Genomic DNA, 20469 nt, shown 5'->3' with positions numbered 1-20469 from the left:
TCTAGCCTTTTCTCTTGTTGTTCTTTATCAGCTTTTTCAGGCACAATAGATGCCTTTTTGTAGGAAAATCCATTAATAAAAGAGTTAGGTTGAATTATGCAACAAAGCCTATCCTAAGTCGGTATACCTCTTTTATTCAACTGGGCCTTTTCCTGTTCACTAAAATTTTTCTTTCACAAAATGATGTATTTTTCTTACTTTCATCTAATTATATTAAATTAATAGAAATTAAGCCTTTTGGGCTAAGCTTAATAGCAGACTTACTAAAAATAATAAAATATTGATGAGATCTAAATATTGTTGGTTTTATTCCACTTAACTTCAAATTATTTTTTTCGGCAAAATTATATAATAACTTCATACTAACAATTTTATCTTCCCAATTATTACTTTTAAAAATAATAAGAATATCTTTTAACTTTCCTTCTGGGATATCTATTGCTTCCAAATCTATGCATAATCTATCTGCTAAATTTAAAGTTTTTTTCACCCCTTCGGGCGTTAAACCTACAGAAACAGTTTTTGTATTTTTAATCAGACTAAAAAGAACTCGGTTTTTTTCTGATAAAAAACTTGATTTTAAGCTCGATGCATTACACTTTAAATTCCTAATGTTACAACTTTCTACTAGATCTTGCAAATCAACATTAGGTTGTTTTTCCAAAAGATATCCTAAAAGGTTCATTGCAACAAAATGTATTCTTTTTTCAGCAATTGTTTTACCTAAAATATTCCCATGAAAAAATACTTTATATCCTTTATTTGTAAACAAGAGTGGATAATCATTCGTTGTCATTAATCTTGGTTTTTGATGGTCAGTTTTATTGATATTTTTATCTAAAATAATTTGCAAACTATTTTTATTTAATTCGGACTTAAACATTCTATTAGATTTTAAGTGGTATTTAAAGTTTTTATAAAAAAAATTGTCAATATTCCTTAAACTAAAGATAAGATTCATATCAATCTCCTTTTTATGCTATTGATTTTATTTCTTAGTCTTCCTCCATTTTTTTTTAGCCCATGAAAATCAATTAATGCTTGTTCAATAACTCTTGCTTCATTCTTGGTTAATTGATTTAAATGTTCTATTGGAACTAACTGATCCCTATTATTCCTGTGATGCTCTTTTTTTCTTCTTTTAATTTTTTTTGTTATTCCAATATAACTAGGTTCTTCATTAGAAAAACATTTATAAACAGAATAATTATCGCTATTTTTTAGACTCTTTTTTTTTATACCTTCATTTGAAGAATTTAAAAATGAAATTCGATCGTAAATTTTTTTTCCTAATGGACTTAATGTTAAATAATCATTTTCAAGAATTATAAAGTATTGTTGAGAATTAAATGAAAAAACAGCCTTTCTTAAATCTGTAGTGCTTACTTTATATCCATAATGAGTACAAATTTTTGCTAAATCAGATACTTTGACTGGCTTATTAACTAGTTTTTCTTTATTCATAATAAAAATTACATCATTTGCTCTACCTTTTGGTTCGCTCAAATCAAATGCACTAAGTTTATTGAGCTCAAGAATAGCCTCTTTTATTCCTTCATCAGATAGAGAAAATTTATTTTTTTCAAACAAAAAACTTTTTTTATTCATCAAGCTTCTTTTTAAATCTCCGCTATTAACTTTTAATCTATGTTTATCACAAAGTTTTTTTAATTCTTTAACACAAATATTTGGATTTTGAAGAATTTTTGTTTTTATCAAGGAATATATTTTAACTAATGTTTCTCTTTTTTTAGATGTTTTTCCTTCTTCAAAAGGTAGATGAAGATAAACACGGCCATTTATCAAATCAACAGAAAATAAATCTTTTTCTAATCTATTAATGTTGTTATTTAATAAAGTTTTTTTATTTTCGGAAAAATTATTTTCATTAATTACGATATCGTTAATTTTATTAAAAAGAGTGTATTTTCTTTGAAAATTATAATTTCTAAAAAAAGTACTAGCATTTTTTTGTATACTTCTAATCATCATTTTTAATTCCTTATTTAAGCATTTGATATACCTATCTAGATAATCACTTTTATTGAGAAAAATTCATATATATAATATTTCTGAGCCTATATCTAAATCCCCTTTGCACATGAAATTCTCTAAGTACACGTTATCTTATTAATTGTTTTTATCCCTATAGGACTAAGTTTTACCGTATCTCTTTCTCTATCAAAGATAAATAATTGCTTCGCAAATTTCCTAGACAATAAAGATCTTAAATTCCCTGTCTGAATGATATATTCATTTTTTGCACACGACTTTGCAAGGTTTTTTATATAAACAGGATTAGCATCTTTTAGTAAATTTTCTTTTTTAATGATAGTTAAAATATCTTTTAGTTTTCCTTGGGGTTCTTTAAAATCAACAAAATTTAACCTGTCTGCAAGATTTTGTACTTGATGTAACCCTTTATTGGTCAAGCTGATTTGTAGCTTTCCATATTCATCATCGAATAATTGAAATAAATTTTTTGTTTGATTTGATTTTAGTGAACTTTTAAAATTGCCACTTTGAACTGGTGTGCGTTTGGAGCTTCCTTTTAGGATTGATTTATAACCTTCTTTATTACAAACCTTTGTAAGGTCCAATAAAGAAATCTCCCTGTTGCCAATCAAATAATTCGCATACATATACAATTTTACGAATGTCATTCTTTTTTTTGCTGAACTTTCCTCGTCTATAGTTGCATGAATAATGACTTTACCTTCTGATTGTGTAAATATATTTGCATAGTCAGAGATGTTTCTTAAAGCAACAGAGCTTGCTTTTTCTTCTACAGCTTTAGCAGTAAAACTCTTGCTTCCTGTTGCTAAGCTATGTGCAGGTCTTTTGCTTATAAAAAATCCTGGGGCAATGATTAATCTGGATAATGAGGCTAATCTCATTGTTGATATTTTTCCTTATTTTTCAAAAAACTACATTGCTCTTATTCAGTCTTTATGTCAATAAATTTGTTGACTCTCTGCTTAGGGTTCTGTTGCAAAAAATGGTCGTTAAGATATGAGCTACCTATTTCCTCTACTCTTCAGGATTATGCAGCCAGAGATATTGTCAATATGTTGTGTCTGAGCATCTAAGCGTACCCTTGGTTTTCTTCATTTTTAAGCCACTTTCTTTAACCCTTCTCCGTCCTTAAATTGGACCCCATTCATGACCTTTGAAATCATCTGACTGCCACGGAGTTTTCTCCAATAGGATTCTGCTGACATTGAGAGCTTAAACACCATTGACAGCGTCGCTATCCTGGAGCCACTTCCCTTTATTTGTCTCGACCGGTGCCTAACTCATTGCAAAGGTTGATTCTATCGGGTTTGTCGCCCTAATGTGCTGCCAATACTGGGCTGGATAGTCATAGAAAGTGAAGAGCTGATCCTCATCTTTCGTCAAGCATTTACATGCCTTTGGGTGCTTTGCTTCATAGAGAGAAATGAAGCGATCCATCGCTTTTATTCCCTCCTCTTTTGTCGGAGACATATAGCTAAAAATTTTTATTTTAGTTATCGTCTTTTGGATGACCTATTCATTGGATTTTAGAAAAAAAGCACTGTCAATTCGAAGCAGAGAAAAATTGAGCTTTGCACAAGCAGCAAAACGTTTTGGTGTAAGCGTCAACAGTTTATTTCTTTGCTCTAAACAAATAGAGCCCAAACAAACTAAGAATAGACCTGCGATCAAGATTGATAAAGAGACTTTAATGGGGGACATCGAAGAATATCCAGATGCCTTCTGCTATGAACGAGCCAATCGTTTAAACGTAACCGCCTCAGGCATTCGTAGTGCGATGAAGCGGCTAAAAATCAGCTATAAAAAACACACTAAACCATCCCAAAGCTTGCGAAAAAAAAAGAAAGGCCTTCGTGCAAAAAATTGCAAAATATAAAAAATTGGGAATGCCAGTTGTATATATTGGTGAGAGTGGATTTACGCATGATATGCCTCGAACTCATGGTTATGCAAAAATAGGAGAGCGTTGCTTTGGCACTCATGACTGGGGAGCAAAAGGTCGGACCAATGTAATAGGAGCACTCATTGGGAAAAGTCTTCTTACCCTTGCCCTATTCGATTGCGCAATTAATACAGATGCTTTCACTGCTTGGACCGAGCAAGACTTGTTACCAAAGTTGTCTACTGAAAGCGTCATAGTTATGGATAATGCTGCGTTCCATAAAGGTAAATTTATGCAGCAAAGGATTAAAGCTGCAGGACATACCTTAGAATATCTCCCTCCATATTCTCCTGATTTAAATCCAATTGAACACAAGTGGGCTCAGGCAAAGTCTAAGCGAAGAAAATATCGATGCGGAATAGATGAACTTTTCAAGGAATATCGACTATAACTAAAATAAAATAATTTAACTATATCCCCATTGTTGCAGCTACCGTTTTTGGATTTGCCTACACCCTGCACTTTATTATTAAAATCTTGTTTGACAACTCCGTACATGCCCTCATTCAATCTGTTCTTCCGGAGGGCGTCACAAGGCCCACAACTGCAGGATTTCAACTGGGCTTTCTCCTCATTCCCGCTGTGACCTTCCTTTCTTTAATCGTCCTGTTTTTTATCAAGGAAACACACTCAAAAACAAACGTACGAATAATTTTCTAGAAAATTGCCTCTCACTCTCTTTATTACTAAAAAGAGGCAAACAGCAAAGACCGTTACAAATAATCCCTCAATTGCTACAATGACCCACTTGTTCTTTCCTATTGGGGGCAGTAGCTCAGTGGTTAGAGCCGCGGACTCATAATCCGTTGGTCGTAGGTTCAAGTCCTACCTGCCCCATTTTTTAACTCACTCTATCTAAGCAAATTTCTCCTAACTTACATCCTTTCATTCATCCAAAAAGGCATTATGTCAGGATTGAAGTGTTTTTTTACTCAAGAGCCCTAAACCATCTTATCCTCATAAAAGAATCCAAAGAAAGCAAGACTTTACATTTTTAGTTCAATCAACTAAATTTTTTCATTCTTAGACAAATGAGATAGTCGACATAAAATTTGGAAAACTTCTTTTCTTTTTCTGTTGGCCAGCACTCATTTGGAATGCTCCCCTTATAGGTTCTATTCCAATCCAAAAGCGCGCTTTCTTTTCTGCTTGGGACTTCCTCAAGTATGAGAATCTATCTTATGACAACATCACTTCCTTCATTGAAAGAATAGAATATGGGGACCCTGGTCAACTTTTCAACGAGTCTGAGGCTTATGAAATCTTAAGCTTTGTGACATTTCTTGCTCAAAATGGAATCTCAAGTTGGAATACTGAAGCTCAAGAAGAACTCGAAAAAGACAAAGACCTTATGCTACAGCTGACAGAGCTGAATTCTATAGATCGGCCCTCTCCAAAAGAAGCCCTGCGCCACCGATTTTTCTCACTTTAATATCTAGGAGTCTTTATCCTTTTCATCGTCAACCTCAATACTTGGGGTTTCCTCGCCGTCATCCTCACCCGTGGATGTGCTTACCCACTCTTTACAGAGGATATAAACCGCTGCCATAATAAAGAAGATTGGAACGAGGACTTTCCATGAGATATTGAATTGGGCAATAATAAAGAAGCCTACAAAGACAAAAAGGCTGATGGCTGCATCGTTGAAGCGTCCCGTCAGAAATTGCTTTAGAGATAGAGGTATGCCGATAACAATCATAACAGCAGGCCACCAATCATCAAGGAAGAACATAATGGCTACCCCAACGAGCAGGAGCGCTGTCGAAAGGGCTTTAGCTTTATTCTTTGCAATCAGAGGTTTTGCCATATTGAGCTCCTGGGTTGTGGTGAAAAATGCATCACTTTAGTGTAGTAGTTTATATTTTTTCTTCGCTGCTTGCTTTTGCTTGGGGGAAACAAAAGAGCTTTTGTGGGCCGAAACAATTGCTTCAGGGTAGGCGCGCATTTTCTCAATTGTAGTTCCTGGAAAAAACTCAGAAAGGATCTCAGGTGCATCATCGCCTCTTTCAGCCATTTGCTTTGCACTATAGAGGCACAAACCAACACCAGTCCCTTTCCCATATCCCTCAAAAACGGCAATATTTCCTTTGATGGATACGGTAAAGTCATTGCTTTTGAGCTTGTCGCTTCCAAGAGCGGTTTGAAGCGCCATAAAATCAACGTCTTCTTGATGGGTTCCATCGTGCAATCGAGCGGCATAGACGCGCCCAGAAAAATGATCAACAAAAAGATCCATTCCCGTTATACGGTTAGTTTTTACAACTTTCGCGAGTTCCTGAGTATTGACGGTCAGAGACCAATGAGTATCGGCCCGGTACTTCATAGCGAAAGGGGTTTCTATACCACTTGGAGTCGAAGTGTTTTTTCTAAAGATAGAGGCATAGCTGGCTGTTTTTCCTCCAGAATTCTCAGTCCAACTTCCTGGAAAGGGTTGCTGCTCATAAGTCATCACAAGGTAGCGGGTGTTATCGACTGCTTTATCAATATCTAAATTCTGTAGGGTGAGACCTGCACCATGATAGTTTACTTCTTTTGCCAGGACATGCCAAAAAGCATCGTAATTCATGAGGGCTTTATAATAGGCATCCGTTCGAGAAATAATTGCGATCGAATCCATAACATTCGGAGGAAAACTGCTCCCACTAAGCTCTTCTGTTAGGGTGGCTTTTACATAGCTTTCTACATCGACTTCGTTAATAACGCTGAGACTTCCTTCGATATGGTAAATTTCAATTGCCCCCCGGTATTGCACACCATCCACCAAAAAAGTGGTGTCGGCACTTGTTGGAGCAATTTGTAGTTGGAAAATTCCTAAAAAATTCTCTCCCCATTTGATTCCTTCTTCATGAGGATACAGATAAAATCGTTTTCCACGGCGTCCAGAGCTTACTTTTTTTCCATTTTCTGGATTGTAAACAACAAAAGGCCCCCGCGCTTCAAGAAGGATTCCATCGGAATCTCTTTGGAGTAAGACTTTGATTGTTGCGGGTTTTCCTGTTTCTCTCTCAGGTATTTTTATACTCTCTTTGCAGAAGACAAAGAGAGGAATCAAAATAAAGAGTAAAAGGTGCTTAACTTTCATTAAGTGTTTCTCCAGAAAATTGATTAGTCGCAGATACGCGACCGAGATGTTGATAGGCGAGTTTTGTTACTTCTCTTCCCCGCTGTGTACGGCGAATAAAGCCTTGCATAATGAGAAAGGGCTCATTAACCTCCTCTAGAGAAGAGGATTCTTCTCCTAATGCAGCGGCGATGGTTCCGATGCCGACAGGACCTCCCTCGTGGTGGTCAATAATATGTTTAAGCATTCTCTTGTCCATTTCATCGAGCCCGAGAAAGTCTATATCTAGCATTTCTAAAGCGGTTCGTGTTGAGACCTTGTCCAGTTTACTATCGGTTCTCATCTGAGAATAGTCGCGAACCCACTTTAGAAGATTGTTTGCAATACGCGGCGTTCCTCTAGCTCGTTTTGCGATTTCGAAAATCGATTCTTCGTTGATGTCAACACCAAGAATCGAGGAAGAACGGGAAAGAATATTTGCTACGAGATCAGAAGGGTAATAATCGAGTCGGCAGGTAAATCCAAAACGGGAGCGCAATGGAGCGCTCAAAAGGCCCATACGGGTTGTTGCTCCAATCAACGTAAAAGGATTCAGCTTTACTTGGACACTCCGAGCTTGAGGGCCTGAATCAAGCATTAGGTCAAGGGAGAAGTCTTCCATTGCAGGGTAAAGGTATTCTTCGACAGCTCGGTTAAGGCGGTGGATTTCATCAATAAAGAGAATATCCCCTTCTTTTAGGTTGGTAAGAATCCCTGCTAAATCGGCAGGCTTGTCAATCGACGGGCCTGAAGCAACAATTAGGTCAGTCCCCATCTCCTGAGCAATAATATGACCCAGAGTGGTCTTGCCCAGTCCTGGGGGTCCATAGAATAAGGAGTGCCCTAGGGCCTCGCCCCGTTTTTTTGCAGCACCTACAAAGACATCTAGTTTTTCCCTCACTGCAGGTTGCCCAATAAATTCACCTAGAGATCCCGGGCGCAGTTTCAATTCAAGCTTCTGGTCTCGTTTTGTCCAAGACGACTGTACAAATGGTGGTTTCGTCATAATTTTGTGTTTCCTAAGATGCATGCCATATGAAAAAATAGTAGCAAGAAAAGGAATTCAAGCGCTATATCTAAAGTGCAAAACATGAAAAAAGGTTCTGACCGAAGATGTTTCTATTTATCAAAGCATACTAAGGGACAGTTCTTTCGAAAATAGGTGATTAAATGAGTTTACAAGCAGATAAATGGATTAGAAAAATGGCTCTCGAAGAAGGAATGATTAAACCCTTTGTTGATTCCCAGGTTAAGAGCATCGAAAATCATAAGATCGTCAGCTATGGCCTTTCAAGCTATGGATACGATGTCCGGGTGGGCAACCGCTTTAAGGTGTTCACCAATGTTCATAACTCGATTGTCGATCCAAAAAATTTTACAGAGGATGCTTTTGTTGACATCGAAGGAGACCACTGCATTATTCCTCCGAATTCTTTTGCTCTAGCCTCCACTATAGAGTATTTCCGCATCCCTAGGAGTTGTCTCACTGTTTGCTTGGGGAAATCAACCTATGCTCGTTGCGGAATCATTGTCAATGTTACCCCATTTGAACCAGAATGGGAGGGACATGTGACGATTGAAATTTCTAATACCACTCCTTTGCCAGCAAAAATCTACTCGAACGAGGGAATCGCTCAAGTCCTCTTTTTTGAAGCAAAGCAAATGTGCGAAATTTCCTATGCTGATCGTGCAGGCAAGTATATGAAACAAAGAGGAATTACTGTCCCGTCGGTATGACCCTACCTCAAAATTCTAACCTTTATAGTAGTGGGACAGATTCATGAGATTCCATCTTATTTTACTCAAGAATTGGTGGGTTGTTGCCTTCATTTTGATGGCAGGGGCGATTTATATTCAGGCAATTCACAAGAAAAATCAATTAGTTGCTACACTGCAGGAAAGGGTAGATACCCTTGCCACAGCAAAAATGGACGCAATGGAGAAAAAAGAAGAGCTTCTACTTCGGATAAATAGCCAAAATGACCCTGATTTTGTTGAGCTTATTCTGAAGGAAAAGCTTGGTGTGACGGCTGAGGGAGAACTAAAAGTGGTATTTCAATGACATTGCCGACTCTCATTGTAATTCTTGTCGTTTTAATCTTCACATCCGGTTTCCTCTCTGCTTCAGAAACAGCACTTTTTTCCCTCTCCTCGATGAAGGTACGAGCCTTTCGCCTGGGGGAGGATCCACGTGGGCGCCTCATTGCACGCCTCCTTTCTGAGCCCAGAAAACTTCTTGTCACAATTTTAATGCTGAATGTAGTAATGAACATTTTAGTTCAAAATGTGGTCTCTGGGATTTTTGGAACATTTACTAGTTGGCCACTAACTGTCGGTGTCCCACTTGCCTTAACGCTTATTTTTGGAGAAGTCATTCCCAAATCGATTGCCTATCCCAAAAACACCTGGATTGCTTACCGCGTCTCTCCTATTATCCGAGGCGTTGAGGTTTTTTTAAAGCCACTTCGCGACGCGATCACATTTATCACAACAGGAATTTCAAAATTTTTTTTCTTTTATCTTCGAAAAGAGAGCGATATTGAAATTGAAGAGCTGAAAATAGCCTTGCGCAGTTCTCAACAAACAGGAGCAGTGAGCAGTGAGGAAGCAAAGCTTGTCCGAGGATATCTCAACTTAGAAGAAGATCTTGTAAAAGAGTTGATGTGTCCTAGGAGCGAGGTTTTGTTTTTTAACATTAATGACCCTCTTTCAGCTCTTATTCACCTTTTTGTTGATGAAGAGTGTACATGCATCCCGGTGTGTAATGGGTCGATTGAAAATGTCTTGGGAATCATGACAAGTGGGAGCTTCTTTCTCCATCGCAATCACTTAAAGTCAAGTCACGACATCATCCCATTCTTGAGAAAACCCAATTATGTTCCAGAATCGATGCTTAGCAGGGCACTTCTTGAGCATTTTTACAAGTTGCAAGAAACAATGGTCATGGTTGTTGATGAGTATGGATCTGTTTCGGGGCTCATTACCCTTGAAGATCTTGTAGAAACAGTCATTGGACAGATCGCCGATCGGCGGGATGAGAAAAGCCATTATACTAGGGCTTCTTCTGATATCATTATAGCCAGTGGTAAGCTTGAACTGCTCGAATTTGAGGAGATTTTTGACTACCACTTAGAAAGTCCAAATAACATGGCGACAATTGGAGGATGGCTTACAGAACAACTCGGAGATATTCCGAAGAGTGGAACTAAAATCGAGCGTCATGGTTTTCTTTTCCATGTTCTAGCTTCAGACAACAATCGTGTTCGACGTGTCTATATTCGTCATCTTAAGCCTGCCAAAAGGAAAAAAGATGGCTAATTGGACTTTTTTTCTTCTTCTTATTGTTGTATCCCTGATTGTCCAAGGGTTTTACTCGATGCTTGAAATGGCAGCAGTTTCTTTCAACCGGGTCCGACTCCAATTTTACGTGAGTCAAGGAAATAGAAGGGCAAAATGGCTCAGCAGGCTCCTTAACAACCCCACGAGACTCTTTGGAACCACTCTTATAGGGATAAATACTGCAATGCAGTTTGGTTCTGAGTGTGCACGCCGTTTTTATTCTTCACTTGACCTCAGTCCTGACTGGGCGCCGATCACCCAAATTTTTATTGTCCTTATTTTTGCTGAACTTGCGCCGATGTTTGCAGCGCGTCGCTATGCGGAAAATGTGTGTATGTTGGGGATCCCTATTCTGCACCTAACGTCCTATATTCTTCGACCCATTGTTTTTATCCTTGATCTCATTTGTCGCTTTATCAATTTTCTTTTTGGAGTGAAGAGCCTCTCGGGTCTCTACTTATCGCGAGAAGAGCTTCAGAAAGCTATTGAAGAAAGAGATGATACCCCATCAGAAGAGCTTGACCCGGTCTTAATGAATATTTTCTCATTAAAAAACAAGACGGCAAAGGATCTCATGGATCCTATTGAAGAGATGAAATGCATTCCTTCAGAGCAAACGATTGGAGATCTTAAGCAGCTTCTCGATCGCCAACCTTTTCCATTCATTCCTGTCTATCATAAAAGCCCGAAGAACATTGTTGCTGTTGCTTACCCTCGAGATCTTCTCCGTCACGCGGATGATACTCGTCTGCGTGCTTATTGTCGCTCTCCATGGTTTATTACAGAGGCCAACTCAGTTCTCGAAATCATGAAAGAGTTTCGACAAAACAACCAGAGTTTAGCTATTGTTTTGAATGAAAAAGGAGAGGCCATAGGAAGTCTCACCCTTGATGCTGTCGTGGATGAAATTTTTGGGCACCGTGATGATTGGATTTCATTTGGAGAGTATATTCCTGAGCAACGAAAAGTCCTTGTTGATCGATCGTTTCCTGGAGACACCGCCATTGCTGATATTAACAAATGGCTTCACATCAACCTTCCGATTAAGGAAGATGGAGAAACCCTTGAAGATCTTATGGAGCTTTCCCTCGGGCGTCGCCCTGATCTTGGTGATTCTGTCCGCATAGACTCTTTTGAGTTTTCAGTCGAAGAAACTTCCTTTATCGCAGGCCGCACGATTCTTATCAGCTCCGTCTCTTAGGTAATACTTCAGATGTTTCTGGTGCAAAAATTTTCTATATGGGAAAAGGTTTACTCAAGGCTGTTTCCGTTTCAGTGAGATCAGGCTGCTATCCAAATATCTCCAGTCTTTATGAATTTTTGGAGTCTATGAGGGGAGAGAGGCAGGTTCAAAATAGTTGATTCCGATCGCAGCACGCACTTCCCTAAGGGTCTGAGATGCTGTTTTATTAGCCCTGTCAGTTCCTTTCCTAAGAATATCCATGACTGCGTCCGTATCCTCTCCAAATTGGGCCCGCCTTTTATGAATAGGCTCAAGAAACTCTAAAAGAACTTCTAGGAGATACTTTTTGACGGTTCCATCTCCAAGTCCGCCTCTTTTATAGTGAGCTTTTAATTCATGAATTTTATCACGATCCGTACCGAAAGCATCGAGATAGCTAAATACGGGATTTCCTTCAACTTTTCCTGGGTCTTCGATTTGAAGATGATTCGGATCGGTGTACATCTTTTTGACTTTCTTGGAAACCTGGTCGGGGGTATCCGAGAGAGAGATCGCATTATTGAGTGATTTTCCCATTTTTGATTGTCCATCAGTTCCTGGCAATCGAGCAATTTTGGGGATTTGTGCTTTTGCTTCAACTAAAACATCAGTGTTATAAGTACGGTTAAAGGCGCGGACAATTTCATTGGTCTGTTCAATCATCGGCTTTTGATCTTCTCCAACCGGAACCAGATCCGCTTTAAAAGCTGTGATATCGGCAGCCTGCGAAATGGGATAAGTCATAAATCCAGCAGGAACGCTTTCTCCAAACCCCTTTTGAACAATTTCTTGTTTTACAGTCGGGTTATGTTTGAGGCGATTCCATGTGACCAAGTTGAGGTAGTAAATTGTGAGTTCAGAAAGGGCTGGGATAAGAGACTGAATAAAAATCGTGGTCTTTACAGGATCAATTCCCACTGCAAGATAATCTAAAACGACTTGAAGAACACTTTCCCGCACTTTTTCTGGATTTTTGGCATGATCAGTCAAAGCTTGGAGGTCAGCAATCATTACGTACTGATCGCAGCTCTCTTGAAGCTCGACGCGGGCTCGCAATGACCCTACAAAGTGTCCTAAGTGAAGCGGACCGGTAGGACGGTCTCCGGTTAAAATGGTGTGTCTCTTTGTCATAAAGTTCAGTGTACCATGATTTTTTCTTTGGAGAAAGTAGAAAAAGTTTGCTATTGTGCAAGAAAGAGACATTTTCAAAACAAAATCTAGAAAAAATGGAACGAAAAGAAAAACCGAAAGACGAAGATGAAGTCCCTGTGTATGAATACCCCTTTCAGATTGGACGATACACGATCCTAAAATTGATTGGGATGGGGGGGATGGGTGAAGTCTTTCTTGCCGATGATCCTATCTGTGGTCGTCAGGTTGCTCTCAAAAGAATTACGCCTAAACGAAAGACTAAAAAAAAGGCATGCAATCGATTCAAAAAAGAAGTGCAAATTGCAGCACAGCTAGCACACCCAACGATTGTTCCAATCTATGACCTCCATGAAAATGAGGATAACCTCTACTATACGATGCCCTACCTTCAGGGTGACACACTTCGAATGATCCTCATTAAAACACGAATGGCCAATGACAATGGCCTCCCTCCTCATATCATGGGAGGATCGATTCCCTCTTTAATGCTGGCCTTCCTCAATATTTGTCAGGCAATTGAACACACTCATTCAAAAGGCTTCCTTCACCGGGACCTCAAACCTGAAAACATCATCGTCGGAGAGTATAACGAAGTCACCATTCTTGATTGGGGAGTAGCCACTGAGATCGTCAATGTCGATGAAGTGGAAGATGAAGAAGGCGATACTCCAGGAAAAGACCAATCCAATATCCGAGCCGCAGCTGGAACAATCGACTATATGTCCCCTGAACGGGCATTCCGTCAACCTGCAACCATCAAAAGTGATATCTATTCCCTTGGAGTCATCCTTCATTTTATGCTAACTTTACAACTTCCCTATAGGCGCCCTCGAGAGCTCAAGGAATGGCGACAACAACTTCGAGACAACGGATTTGAGCCCCCTATCGACCCTCAAGAAGTCGCTCCCTTTCGAGAAATCACTCAACAACTCACACGTATTACTCTCAAGAGTCTCCACCCCGACCCTAAACAACGTTATGACTCAGTAAAAGAAATCATCACAGAAGTACAGCGTTATATTCAGGGGCGTCCAGACTGGATCCCCATGCAACAACTTGACATCAACCGAGCCATAGACTGGGAATTCCAAGAGAGTGTCATGTTAACAAAACAAATGGCAATTTCCCGTTATGCAGGACTAATGGAATGGGTCTTGATCATGCTTTCAAAAGAATCTTACTCAGGAAACATCCAAGTCCAAGCCCTTGTCCGTCCACTAGAAAATAACGGAGGCATTGGTATCATGTTATGTATCCCCGATGATAGTCATCGAGAAAGTTTGCAAAAAGGATTTCTCGTATGGATTGGTTCAAAGGAAGCCCCAGGATGTAAACTTTTCCGTGACAATGTTGAAGTCACCCGCGTTGACGATGTTTTCTTGGAACCTGGAGAAGCTTATAATATTGCAGTGGAAAGGCAAGATAGCTTTGTTCGACTTCTTATTAACGACGTGCAGAAAATGGTTTATATGAGCCACACTCCACTTGTGGGTGGCCACTTTGGAATTGTGTCAAAAGATGTCGAATTTGAAATCTCCCCTATTCAACTCTCCTCAGGAAGTCAAAATGTCCTCGTTAATTGCCTTGCTGTCCCCGATGCCTTCCTTTTGAATAAGGATTTCGATCGAGCAATTACAGAGTACAGACGAATTGCAAGCTCGTTTAAAGGACGCCCTGAGGGAAGAGAGGCGGTATTTCGTGCAGGATATGCATTGATCAGACAAGCTCAGGACAACAAGAGCAAGTCTAAAGAGTATTTTCAAAAGGCCCTCGACGAATTTGAAACCCTTCACCAAAGCCCTGGAGCTCCGATTGAGTACCTAGGAAAAGCCCTTGTCTATCAGGCTGAAAATAATTTGGAGGAAGAGCTTAAATGTTTAGAGCTCGGAGTAAGAAAATTCCCCAAGCACCCACTCCGCTACGTCTTAGATGAACATATCCTTTTTCGCCTGCATGAAACGGCTCAAAAAGATCGGATCGGAGCTTACGCATATACCCTGCTAACGTTTCGTCACATTCCCAAAATTTACAACTTAAAAGAAACCAACCGCCTAACCAAAAACCTTACAGTAAGTTGGGAAGATCTTCCTTTTATCACTACCCCCTCAAATTTTTCTGACGAAAATGAAGAACACCTTCAACTCTCTATTCAACTCACCTTTTGGTTAGCACGCCCCAATATCCTTTATGAGCTCGTTCAAGCTATTCCCAAGGAATATAAGCATCGAGAGATTCTTCTTCAAAATGGTCTCTTAGCTCTTTTTGAGCTTCGGTATCCTAAACTTATGGACTTTATCCTATCTGTCAAGTACCGCAATGAAGATTTTGGCGCCTTGAAGGAATCCTTTGAGATAGCCATTGATGAAGGAACAACTCTTACTCAAAAACTCGATCGACTCCAAGCCAAGGGAAATAAGCAGCTTGTTGCTGCCCTTTTCGATCAAGGTCTCACAATTGAGGGAGCTCCAAAGCTTCTTCCATATTTCGATAAGGATTCCAGGTTTAATGTCCAGCACATCTGGGCTCTCCTCCTATCTGGGAAAAACCGGGCAGTCGAAAAACTTCTCGAAAAAAAGCCTATAAACAACCAGTCTTCGGTTTATTTCATCTTAGAAGGGTGCCATTTAGCCCAGTCAAAAGGAGAAGATATCGCCCTTAAGCACTTCGATCCCCTTCTAGAAGCAACCTTCCCTTCGACTCCCTCACTCCTTGCACATTTCCTCAAAGGGCATATCGATATTAAAGGGCCTTGGTTTAATCAATCTTTCCTCTGGGAAAAACTGCAGCTCTACCGCCAACTCACCCTATACTACACATGCCTTGATAAACCTCGCAAAGCCGCTCAGTATGAAGCTCTCATCGACAAAGAGTTCACCAAAGCTGCGATCCCCCTCAATTTCATCTAAAAAGAAAAACAGATTTTTCTGGATTTCACAAAGGATCCAAGATATAATTGTTGCCTATGGATGAAGAGCTCCCGAAGGCGTATAGCCCCAATTTAGTTGAAGAAAAATGGTACTACTTTTGGGAAAGAAAAGGGTTCTTTCATGTCGACCCTCTTTCCGATAAGAAGCCCTACTGCATCGTGATGCCTCCCCCTAATGTGACGGGGATGCTCCATATGGGACATGCTCTTATTAACTCCCTCCAAGACGTCATGATTCGTTGGAAAAGAATGCTTGGATACGAGTCCTTCTGGGTCCCAGGTCTCGATCATGCAGGAATTTCAACACAAACAGTCGTCGAAAAAAACCTCATTGCCAAGACAGGAAAAAGACGCTCCGACTTCGATCGCGAGGAATTTTTAGGGCATGTCTGGAAATGGAAAGAAAAATCAGAAGGCCGGATCACTGACCAGTTAAAAAAACTGGGCTGCTCATGCGATTGGATGCGCAAACGATTCACCATGGATGAAGATGCAAATTTTGCTGTCCGCACCCTCTTTAAGAAGATGTTTGACGAAGGGCTCATCTACCGGGGAGATTACCTGGTAAATTGGGATCCTGTAACCGAAACTGCTCTTGCTGATGACGAAGTCGAATACGAAGAGAAAGAGACCAAGCTGTGGCATTTTCGCTATCCCCTAGAGGACGGGAGTGGAGAGTTAACCATTGCCACCACGCGCCCTGAAACAATGCTAGGAGATGTTGCTGTTGCTGTCTCTCCAAAAGACAAACGTTATCAAGCACTTGTTGGAAAAAATGTGATTCTACCAATTGTGGGTCGGAAACTTCCGATTGTTGCTGATAACTACGTTGATGCAGAATTCGGAACTGGAGTGGTCAAAATCACCCCTGCGCATGATCCTAATGACTGGGAACTGGGGAAAAGACACGACCTTCCTTTGATTAACATTTTGAATCCTAATGGAACTCTCAATGAAAATGGGTTAGAGTATGAGGGACTCTCAATGGAAGAGACTCGTCGTCACATCGTCAAACGGATGGAAGAGCTCGGACACCTAGATAAAGTCGTTCCCTACACCCATAGAGTGGGTGTCTCTTACCGCTCAAAGGCAATCATCGAGCCCTTCCTATCAAAACAGTGGTTCATCAAGATGGAGCCCTTTAAGGAAAAACTGATCGATGCTGTAAAATCTGGCAAAGTCAAAATTATCCCCAAAAACTGGGAAAACACCTACTTCCATTGGATCAATAACCTCCGCGACTGGTGCATTTCAAGACAACTTTGGTGGGGCCACCGCATTCCTATTTGGTATCATGAATCCGGCAAAATCCTTTGCTATGAGGGAGAAGGTAAACCTCCTGAAGTTGAAAAGGATCCCAAAGGTTGGACTCAAGATCCCGATGTGCTAGATACGTGGTTTTCATCATCTCTTTGGCCCTTTAGCTCTCTTGGTTGGCCTCACAAGACAAATGAATTGAAAAAGTTTTACCCCAATACAACACTGATTACAGGACATGACATTCTCTTTTTCTGGGTAGCTCGGATGATCATGATGGGAGAATACATCACTGGAGAAGTTCCTTTTGCAGAGACCTCTCTACAAGGACTCATCTTTGGAAAATCTTTCTGGAAAGAAAGCAAAAATGGTGGGATCACCTACCTCTCAGAAAAAGAGGCCGAGACAGAAAAAGACGTTTTTTCTAAGTGGGAGAAAATGTCAAAATCAAAGGGGAATGTGATCGATCCTATTGAGATTATCAACACCTATGGAGCAGATGCAATGCGCATGGCTCTTGCTGCAAGTGCCACCCATTCCCCTCAAATCGATCTTGATCGCCGCCGCTTTGAAGAGTTCAAGAATTTCACGAACAAAGTGTGGAATGGCTCCCGCTTTGTCCTCATGAATCTAAAACTTTCTTCTGAAGATTTTGAGAAAGGGTTAGGTCCATTGACATTGGATGATGAATGGATCCTTTCCATTCTGAATCGCACTATTGAAGAAATGAACACCCATCTTGAAGGATACCACTTTGATCGAGCGGCAATGCGCTCTTATACCTTTTTCTGGGATGAATTTTGTGCTTACTACGTGGAAATGGCCAAACCCACCCTTTTTGGAAAGGGCGGAGACACCATCAACAAACAACGGGTGTTAACCATTGTCCTGCTTGCTGCAATCCGTTTGATGCACCCCATCGCTCCTTTTATTACCGAGGAGATCTTTCAAAAATTAAAAGAACATTTTCCTCATCTCAAAGAGTCAAAAACTGACCCCTACACAGCAGAAGCCATTAAAGCCTTAAGGTCTCCAGCCTGCATCAGCGCCCCCTACCCAAAAGTCATTGATAAAAAGGCAATCAACCCAGACATTGAAAAGTCCTTTGATTTTCTCAATGAAATTGTCTACGCCATCCGTAATATCCGGGCCGAAATGCAACTCCCCCCATCAGCTGCAACCGACGTCATCTTAGAAGGAAAAACTCAAGATATCGAGCCCCATCGTGCCATCATTTCTTCTTTAGTCCGTGTCAACATGCTTTCCTTTAATCCAGCAGAAAAACCTTCAGGATTCACCTCTTCAGCGCTCGTCAAAGAGGTAAAGATTACTATTCCTCTTCCACGTGAGCTTATTGAAAAAGAAAAAGAACGCCTCAAAAAGGAGCAAGAAAAGCTGAAGGGACAAATCACGTCTCTTGAAAAGCAGCTTGCAAATCCTAACTTTGTTGAAAGAGCCCCATCTGAGCTTGTCGAAAAAACAAAAGCCTCGCTCAAAGAAACACAAGAAAAATTGAGCGCTTCAGAAACTAAGTTATCAGGGCTTTGATCCTGCTCTCCAATAAGAATCGACCGTCGATCGGAGCTCTGCCATCTCACTGTGAGGCTAGATTGTTTAGACATACAAAAATGCAATGAGAGAGCTCATGCTGTCCAAAGGCCACAAATTCCTACAAACTCTCCTGTTTCCTTAAACTCGCAAACAAAAAAACCTATTTTTCTCTCTCGGTAGAGTGCTTTCACCTTAGAAACCCATTGATTTGCTTCTTCAATTGTCTTTGTCTGCTCATAGAAATGCATAGGGTGTGTCCCTGAAGTCCTCTCCAAGGAGTTGTGCCTAGATTTTCTCATCTGTTGGCGTGTAAAGATTGATAGCAACTTGGTAAAGTTGTTGAGGTCGAACACAAATACAGATGGGGAAAGGTGGGCCAAATCCTGGAAAGGAAGTTTAGGGACACGCCCTAGCAACAGGATCAGAAAAGATTCTCATTAACTCTTTCTAATCACCGTTAACGAGAGGGCGAAGGGTAAGTGAGCTAGTTATTAAGACGACGCTGCTTCTTTTTGAGGGCACGTTCTTGCCTTTCTTTTTTTAGTAAATGTTCAAAGAAGCGTGTTTCCTTAGCAATGACCCCAGCCAAAACAAAGAGGGCAATCAAGTTAGGAAATGCCATAAGACCGTTCATCATATTTGCAAACCCCCAAATGAGTTTCAGACCAAGAATGGCGCCTGGAACAACAACTAAGGTATAAATAACGCGGTATAGCTTTGTCACTCGATACCCAAAAAGATACTCAAGACATTTTTCCCCATAATATGCCCACCCAAGTATTGTGGAGTAAGCAAAGGGAATCAGAGCAATAGTGACGATAAGCCCCCCGTAGGGAATGATACTATCAAAAGCTCTCAGAGCCATCGCAGAACCATCAAGCATCTTTCCATCAGGACCTATCTCGCCAAGAACACCTGAAACAGCAATAACAAGACCGGTAATCGTACAGACGATCCCCGTTGTGATAAAAACACTACACATAGAAACAAGCGCTTGTCTTCCGGGAGTATCTGTTTTTGCTGCCGCTGCGGCAATTGGAGAACTTCCCAGACCTGCTTCACTTGAGAAGACTCCACGGGAAATCCCTATTTGTATTGCCATCATGACTGTCGCACCAGCAAAACCTCCTACCGCTGCCTGACCTTGGAATGCCGATCGAAAAATTAGACCAAACGCTGAAGGAATCGCTTCAATCTTCAGAATAATAATGATGATCCCTCCAAGAATATAAAAGGCTGCCATCGCAGGAACTAGGATTCCTGCAACTTTCCCGATACTTTTAATTCCCCCAATCAACGCAGCCCCAACGAGAACCATAAGGCCAAGGCCTGACCAAATTGGGCTGAGATCAAACAGGTCCTGAAGGGCTAGCGAAACGGAGTTTGCCTGAACCATATTCCCTGTTCCTATCGCTGTAATAGCGCCAAGAATGGCAAATACTGCTGCAAGCCACTTCCATTTCATCCCTTTCCGGATGTAATACATGGGTCCACCACACATTTCACCCAACTCATCGGTCTCCCGATATTTAATCGCAAGAATGGCTTCCCCATATTTGGTAGCCATTCCAAAAAGAGCAGCTCCCCACATCCAGACAAGTGCCCCCATTCCGCCAATTGCAATCGCTGTAGCGACACCTGTAATGCTACCAATGCCAATGGTGGCTGCTAAGGCCGTCATCAGAGCTTGAAAATGACTAATATCACCTTGTGCATCGTCATCGTGGCGACTAAATGCCAGCTTATGGGCATAAATAAGATAACGAAACTGAAGAGCTCGAGTGCGAATCGTCAAATAGATCCCTGCAAGAACTAGCAGAACTAATAGAGGGGGACCCCAAATCCAGTCATTGAGGATATCAATAATACGTTGCAATTTTTCCATGGAATTATCGGTATATTCTTAAAAAAGTCTCAGCAACATTATATACGGTTTCTCCTTTCTTTTCCACCGATAACGATTC

General features: G+C 40.6%; 18 protein-coding genes, 1 tRNA gene and 1 pseudogene. 10 read left to right on the top strand and 10 right to left on the bottom strand.

Features of this window, described 5'->3' with window-relative positions; translation table 11 throughout:
• Positions 1–208: 208 nt before the first annotated feature.
• The 4 genes and pseudogenes from R2I63_RS09085 to R2I63_RS09070 form a co-directional block, all read right to left on the bottom strand.
• Positions 209–961 (bottom strand): hypothetical protein, encoded by a 753-nt coding sequence (locus R2I63_RS09085; RefSeq protein ID WP_316357017.1) that lies wholly within the window; start codon positions 959–961, stop codon positions 209–211.
• Complete coding sequence (locus R2I63_RS09080; RefSeq protein ID WP_316357014.1) at positions 958–1992, bottom strand: hypothetical protein; 1035 nt, start codon at positions 1990–1992, stop codon at positions 958–960. The genes R2I63_RS09085 and R2I63_RS09080 overlap by 4 nt, the downstream gene beginning before the upstream one ends.
• 119 nt (positions 1993–2111) lie before the next feature.
• The gene (locus R2I63_RS09075; RefSeq protein ID WP_316357011.1) at positions 2112–2897 is read right to left on the bottom strand and encodes a hypothetical protein; all 786 of its coding nucleotides are present in this window, start codon (positions 2895–2897) and stop codon (positions 2112–2114) included.
• A 216-nt stretch (positions 2898–3113) separates the two neighbouring features.
• A pseudogene (locus tag R2I63_RS09070) lies at positions 3114–3489 on the bottom strand (transposase); the annotation flags it as partial.
• Positions 3490–3523: 34 nt separating this feature from the next.
• On the opposite strand from R2I63_RS09070, the gene R2I63_RS09065 reads away from it, so the two are divergent.
• The 4 genes from R2I63_RS09065 to R2I63_RS09050 all read left to right on the top strand — a co-directional run bounded on the left by R2I63_RS09065 (position 3524) and on the right by R2I63_RS09050 (position 5390).
• Positions 3524–3892 (top strand): IS630 transposase-related protein, encoded by a 369-nt coding sequence (locus R2I63_RS09065; RefSeq protein WP_316357008.1) that lies wholly within the window; start codon positions 3524–3526, stop codon positions 3890–3892.
• Positions 3870–4349 carry an IS630 family transposase gene (locus tag R2I63_RS09060; protein ID WP_316357005.1) on the top strand — a complete coding sequence of 160 codons (480 nt, stop codon included), beginning with the start codon at positions 3870–3872 and terminating at the stop codon, positions 4347–4349. Before R2I63_RS09065 ends, R2I63_RS09060 begins: the two co-directional genes overlap by 23 nt.
• A gap of 373 nt (positions 4350–4722) precedes the next feature.
• A tRNA-Ile gene (locus R2I63_RS09055) sits at positions 4723–4795 on the top strand.
• A 436-nt stretch (positions 4796–5231) separates the two neighbouring features.
• Positions 5232–5390: a hypothetical protein gene (locus R2I63_RS09050; RefSeq protein ID WP_316357003.1), complete on the top strand. Its 159-nt coding sequence runs from the start codon at positions 5232–5234 to the stop codon at positions 5388–5390.
• Between the two features lie 3 nt (positions 5391–5393).
• Here the strand turns inward: R2I63_RS09050 and R2I63_RS09045 are convergent, their stop codons facing one another.
• The 3 genes from R2I63_RS09045 to ruvB are packed head-to-tail and all read right to left on the bottom strand — an operon-like array spanning position 5394 to position 8064.
• Complete coding sequence (locus R2I63_RS09045) at positions 5394–5765, bottom strand: hypothetical protein (protein ID WP_316357001.1); 372 nt, start codon at positions 5763–5765, stop codon at positions 5394–5396.
• 36 nt (positions 5766–5801) lie between these two features.
• The gene (locus R2I63_RS09040; RefSeq protein ID WP_316356998.1) at positions 5802–7040 is read right to left on the bottom strand and encodes a SpoIID/LytB domain-containing protein; all 1239 of its coding nucleotides are present in this window, start codon (positions 7038–7040) and stop codon (positions 5802–5804) included.
• Positions 7030–8064 (bottom strand): Holliday junction branch migration DNA helicase RuvB, encoded by a 1035-nt coding sequence (gene ruvB, locus R2I63_RS09035; RefSeq protein ID WP_316356995.1) that lies wholly within the window; start codon positions 8062–8064, stop codon positions 7030–7032. The genes R2I63_RS09040 and ruvB overlap by 11 nt, the downstream gene beginning before the upstream one ends.
• 164 nt (positions 8065–8228) lie before the next feature.
• On the opposite strand from ruvB, the gene dcd reads away from it, so the two are divergent.
• From dcd to R2I63_RS09015, 4 genes are read left to right on the top strand one after another with little or no spacing between them, the layout of a single operon-like run.
• Positions 8229–8795 (top strand): dCTP deaminase, encoded by a 567-nt coding sequence (gene dcd, locus R2I63_RS09030; RefSeq protein ID WP_316356992.1) that lies wholly within the window; start codon positions 8229–8231, stop codon positions 8793–8795.
• A 43-nt stretch (positions 8796–8838) separates the two neighbouring features.
• Complete coding sequence (locus tag R2I63_RS09025; protein ID WP_316356990.1) at positions 8839–9120, top strand: hypothetical protein; 282 nt, start codon at positions 8839–8841, stop codon at positions 9118–9120.
• On the top strand, positions 9117–10376 hold the full coding sequence (locus tag R2I63_RS09020; RefSeq protein ID WP_316356987.1) for a hemolysin family protein: 1260 nt from the start codon (positions 9117–9119) through the stop codon (positions 10374–10376). The genes R2I63_RS09025 and R2I63_RS09020 overlap by 4 nt, the downstream gene beginning before the upstream one ends.
• Positions 10369–11598 (top strand): hemolysin family protein, encoded by a 1230-nt coding sequence (locus R2I63_RS09015; protein WP_316356985.1) that lies wholly within the window; start codon positions 10369–10371, stop codon positions 11596–11598. Before R2I63_RS09020 ends, R2I63_RS09015 begins: the two co-directional genes overlap by 8 nt.
• 126 nt (positions 11599–11724) lie before the next feature.
• On the opposite strand, the gene trpS is transcribed toward R2I63_RS09015, so the two are convergent.
• Complete coding sequence (trpS, locus tag R2I63_RS09010) at positions 11725–12750, bottom strand: tryptophan--tRNA ligase (protein WP_316356981.1); 1026 nt, start codon at positions 12748–12750, stop codon at positions 11725–11727.
• Between the two features lie 95 nt (positions 12751–12845).
• Here trpS and R2I63_RS09005 point away from each other — a divergent pair, with 95 nt between their 5' ends.
• A complete protein-coding gene (locus R2I63_RS09005; protein WP_316356976.1) occupies positions 12846–15677 on the top strand; it encodes a protein kinase domain-containing protein in 2832 nt (943 codons plus the stop codon).
• A gap of 56 nt (positions 15678–15733) precedes the next feature.
• Positions 15734–18502, top strand: a complete 2769-nt coding sequence (locus R2I63_RS09000; protein WP_316356974.1) for a valine--tRNA ligase — start codon at positions 15734–15736, stop codon at positions 18500–18502.
• A gap of 95 nt (positions 18503–18597) precedes the next feature.
• On the opposite strand, the gene R2I63_RS08995 is transcribed toward R2I63_RS09000, so the two are convergent.
• Together R2I63_RS08995 and R2I63_RS08990 are read right to left on the bottom strand one after the other, a co-directional pair.
• Positions 18598–18753: a GNAT family N-acetyltransferase gene (locus R2I63_RS08995; protein WP_316356971.1), complete on the bottom strand. Its 156-nt coding sequence runs from the start codon at positions 18751–18753 to the stop codon at positions 18598–18600.
• A gap of 236 nt (positions 18754–18989) precedes the next feature.
• Complete coding sequence (locus R2I63_RS08990; protein ID WP_316356969.1) at positions 18990–20390, bottom strand: alanine/glycine:cation symporter family protein; 1401 nt, start codon at positions 20388–20390, stop codon at positions 18990–18992.
• Positions 20391–20469: the final 79 nt, after the last annotated feature.

The sequence above is a fragment of the Candidatus Neptunochlamydia sp. REUL1 genome (assembly GCF_963457595.1).
In the GTDB taxonomy this organism is placed as follows: domain Bacteria; phylum Chlamydiota; class Chlamydiia; order Chlamydiales; family Simkaniaceae; genus Neptunichlamydia.
Note: the sequence above shows the minus strand (reverse complement) of the source record. Positions and strands in the feature narration are given on the sequence as shown.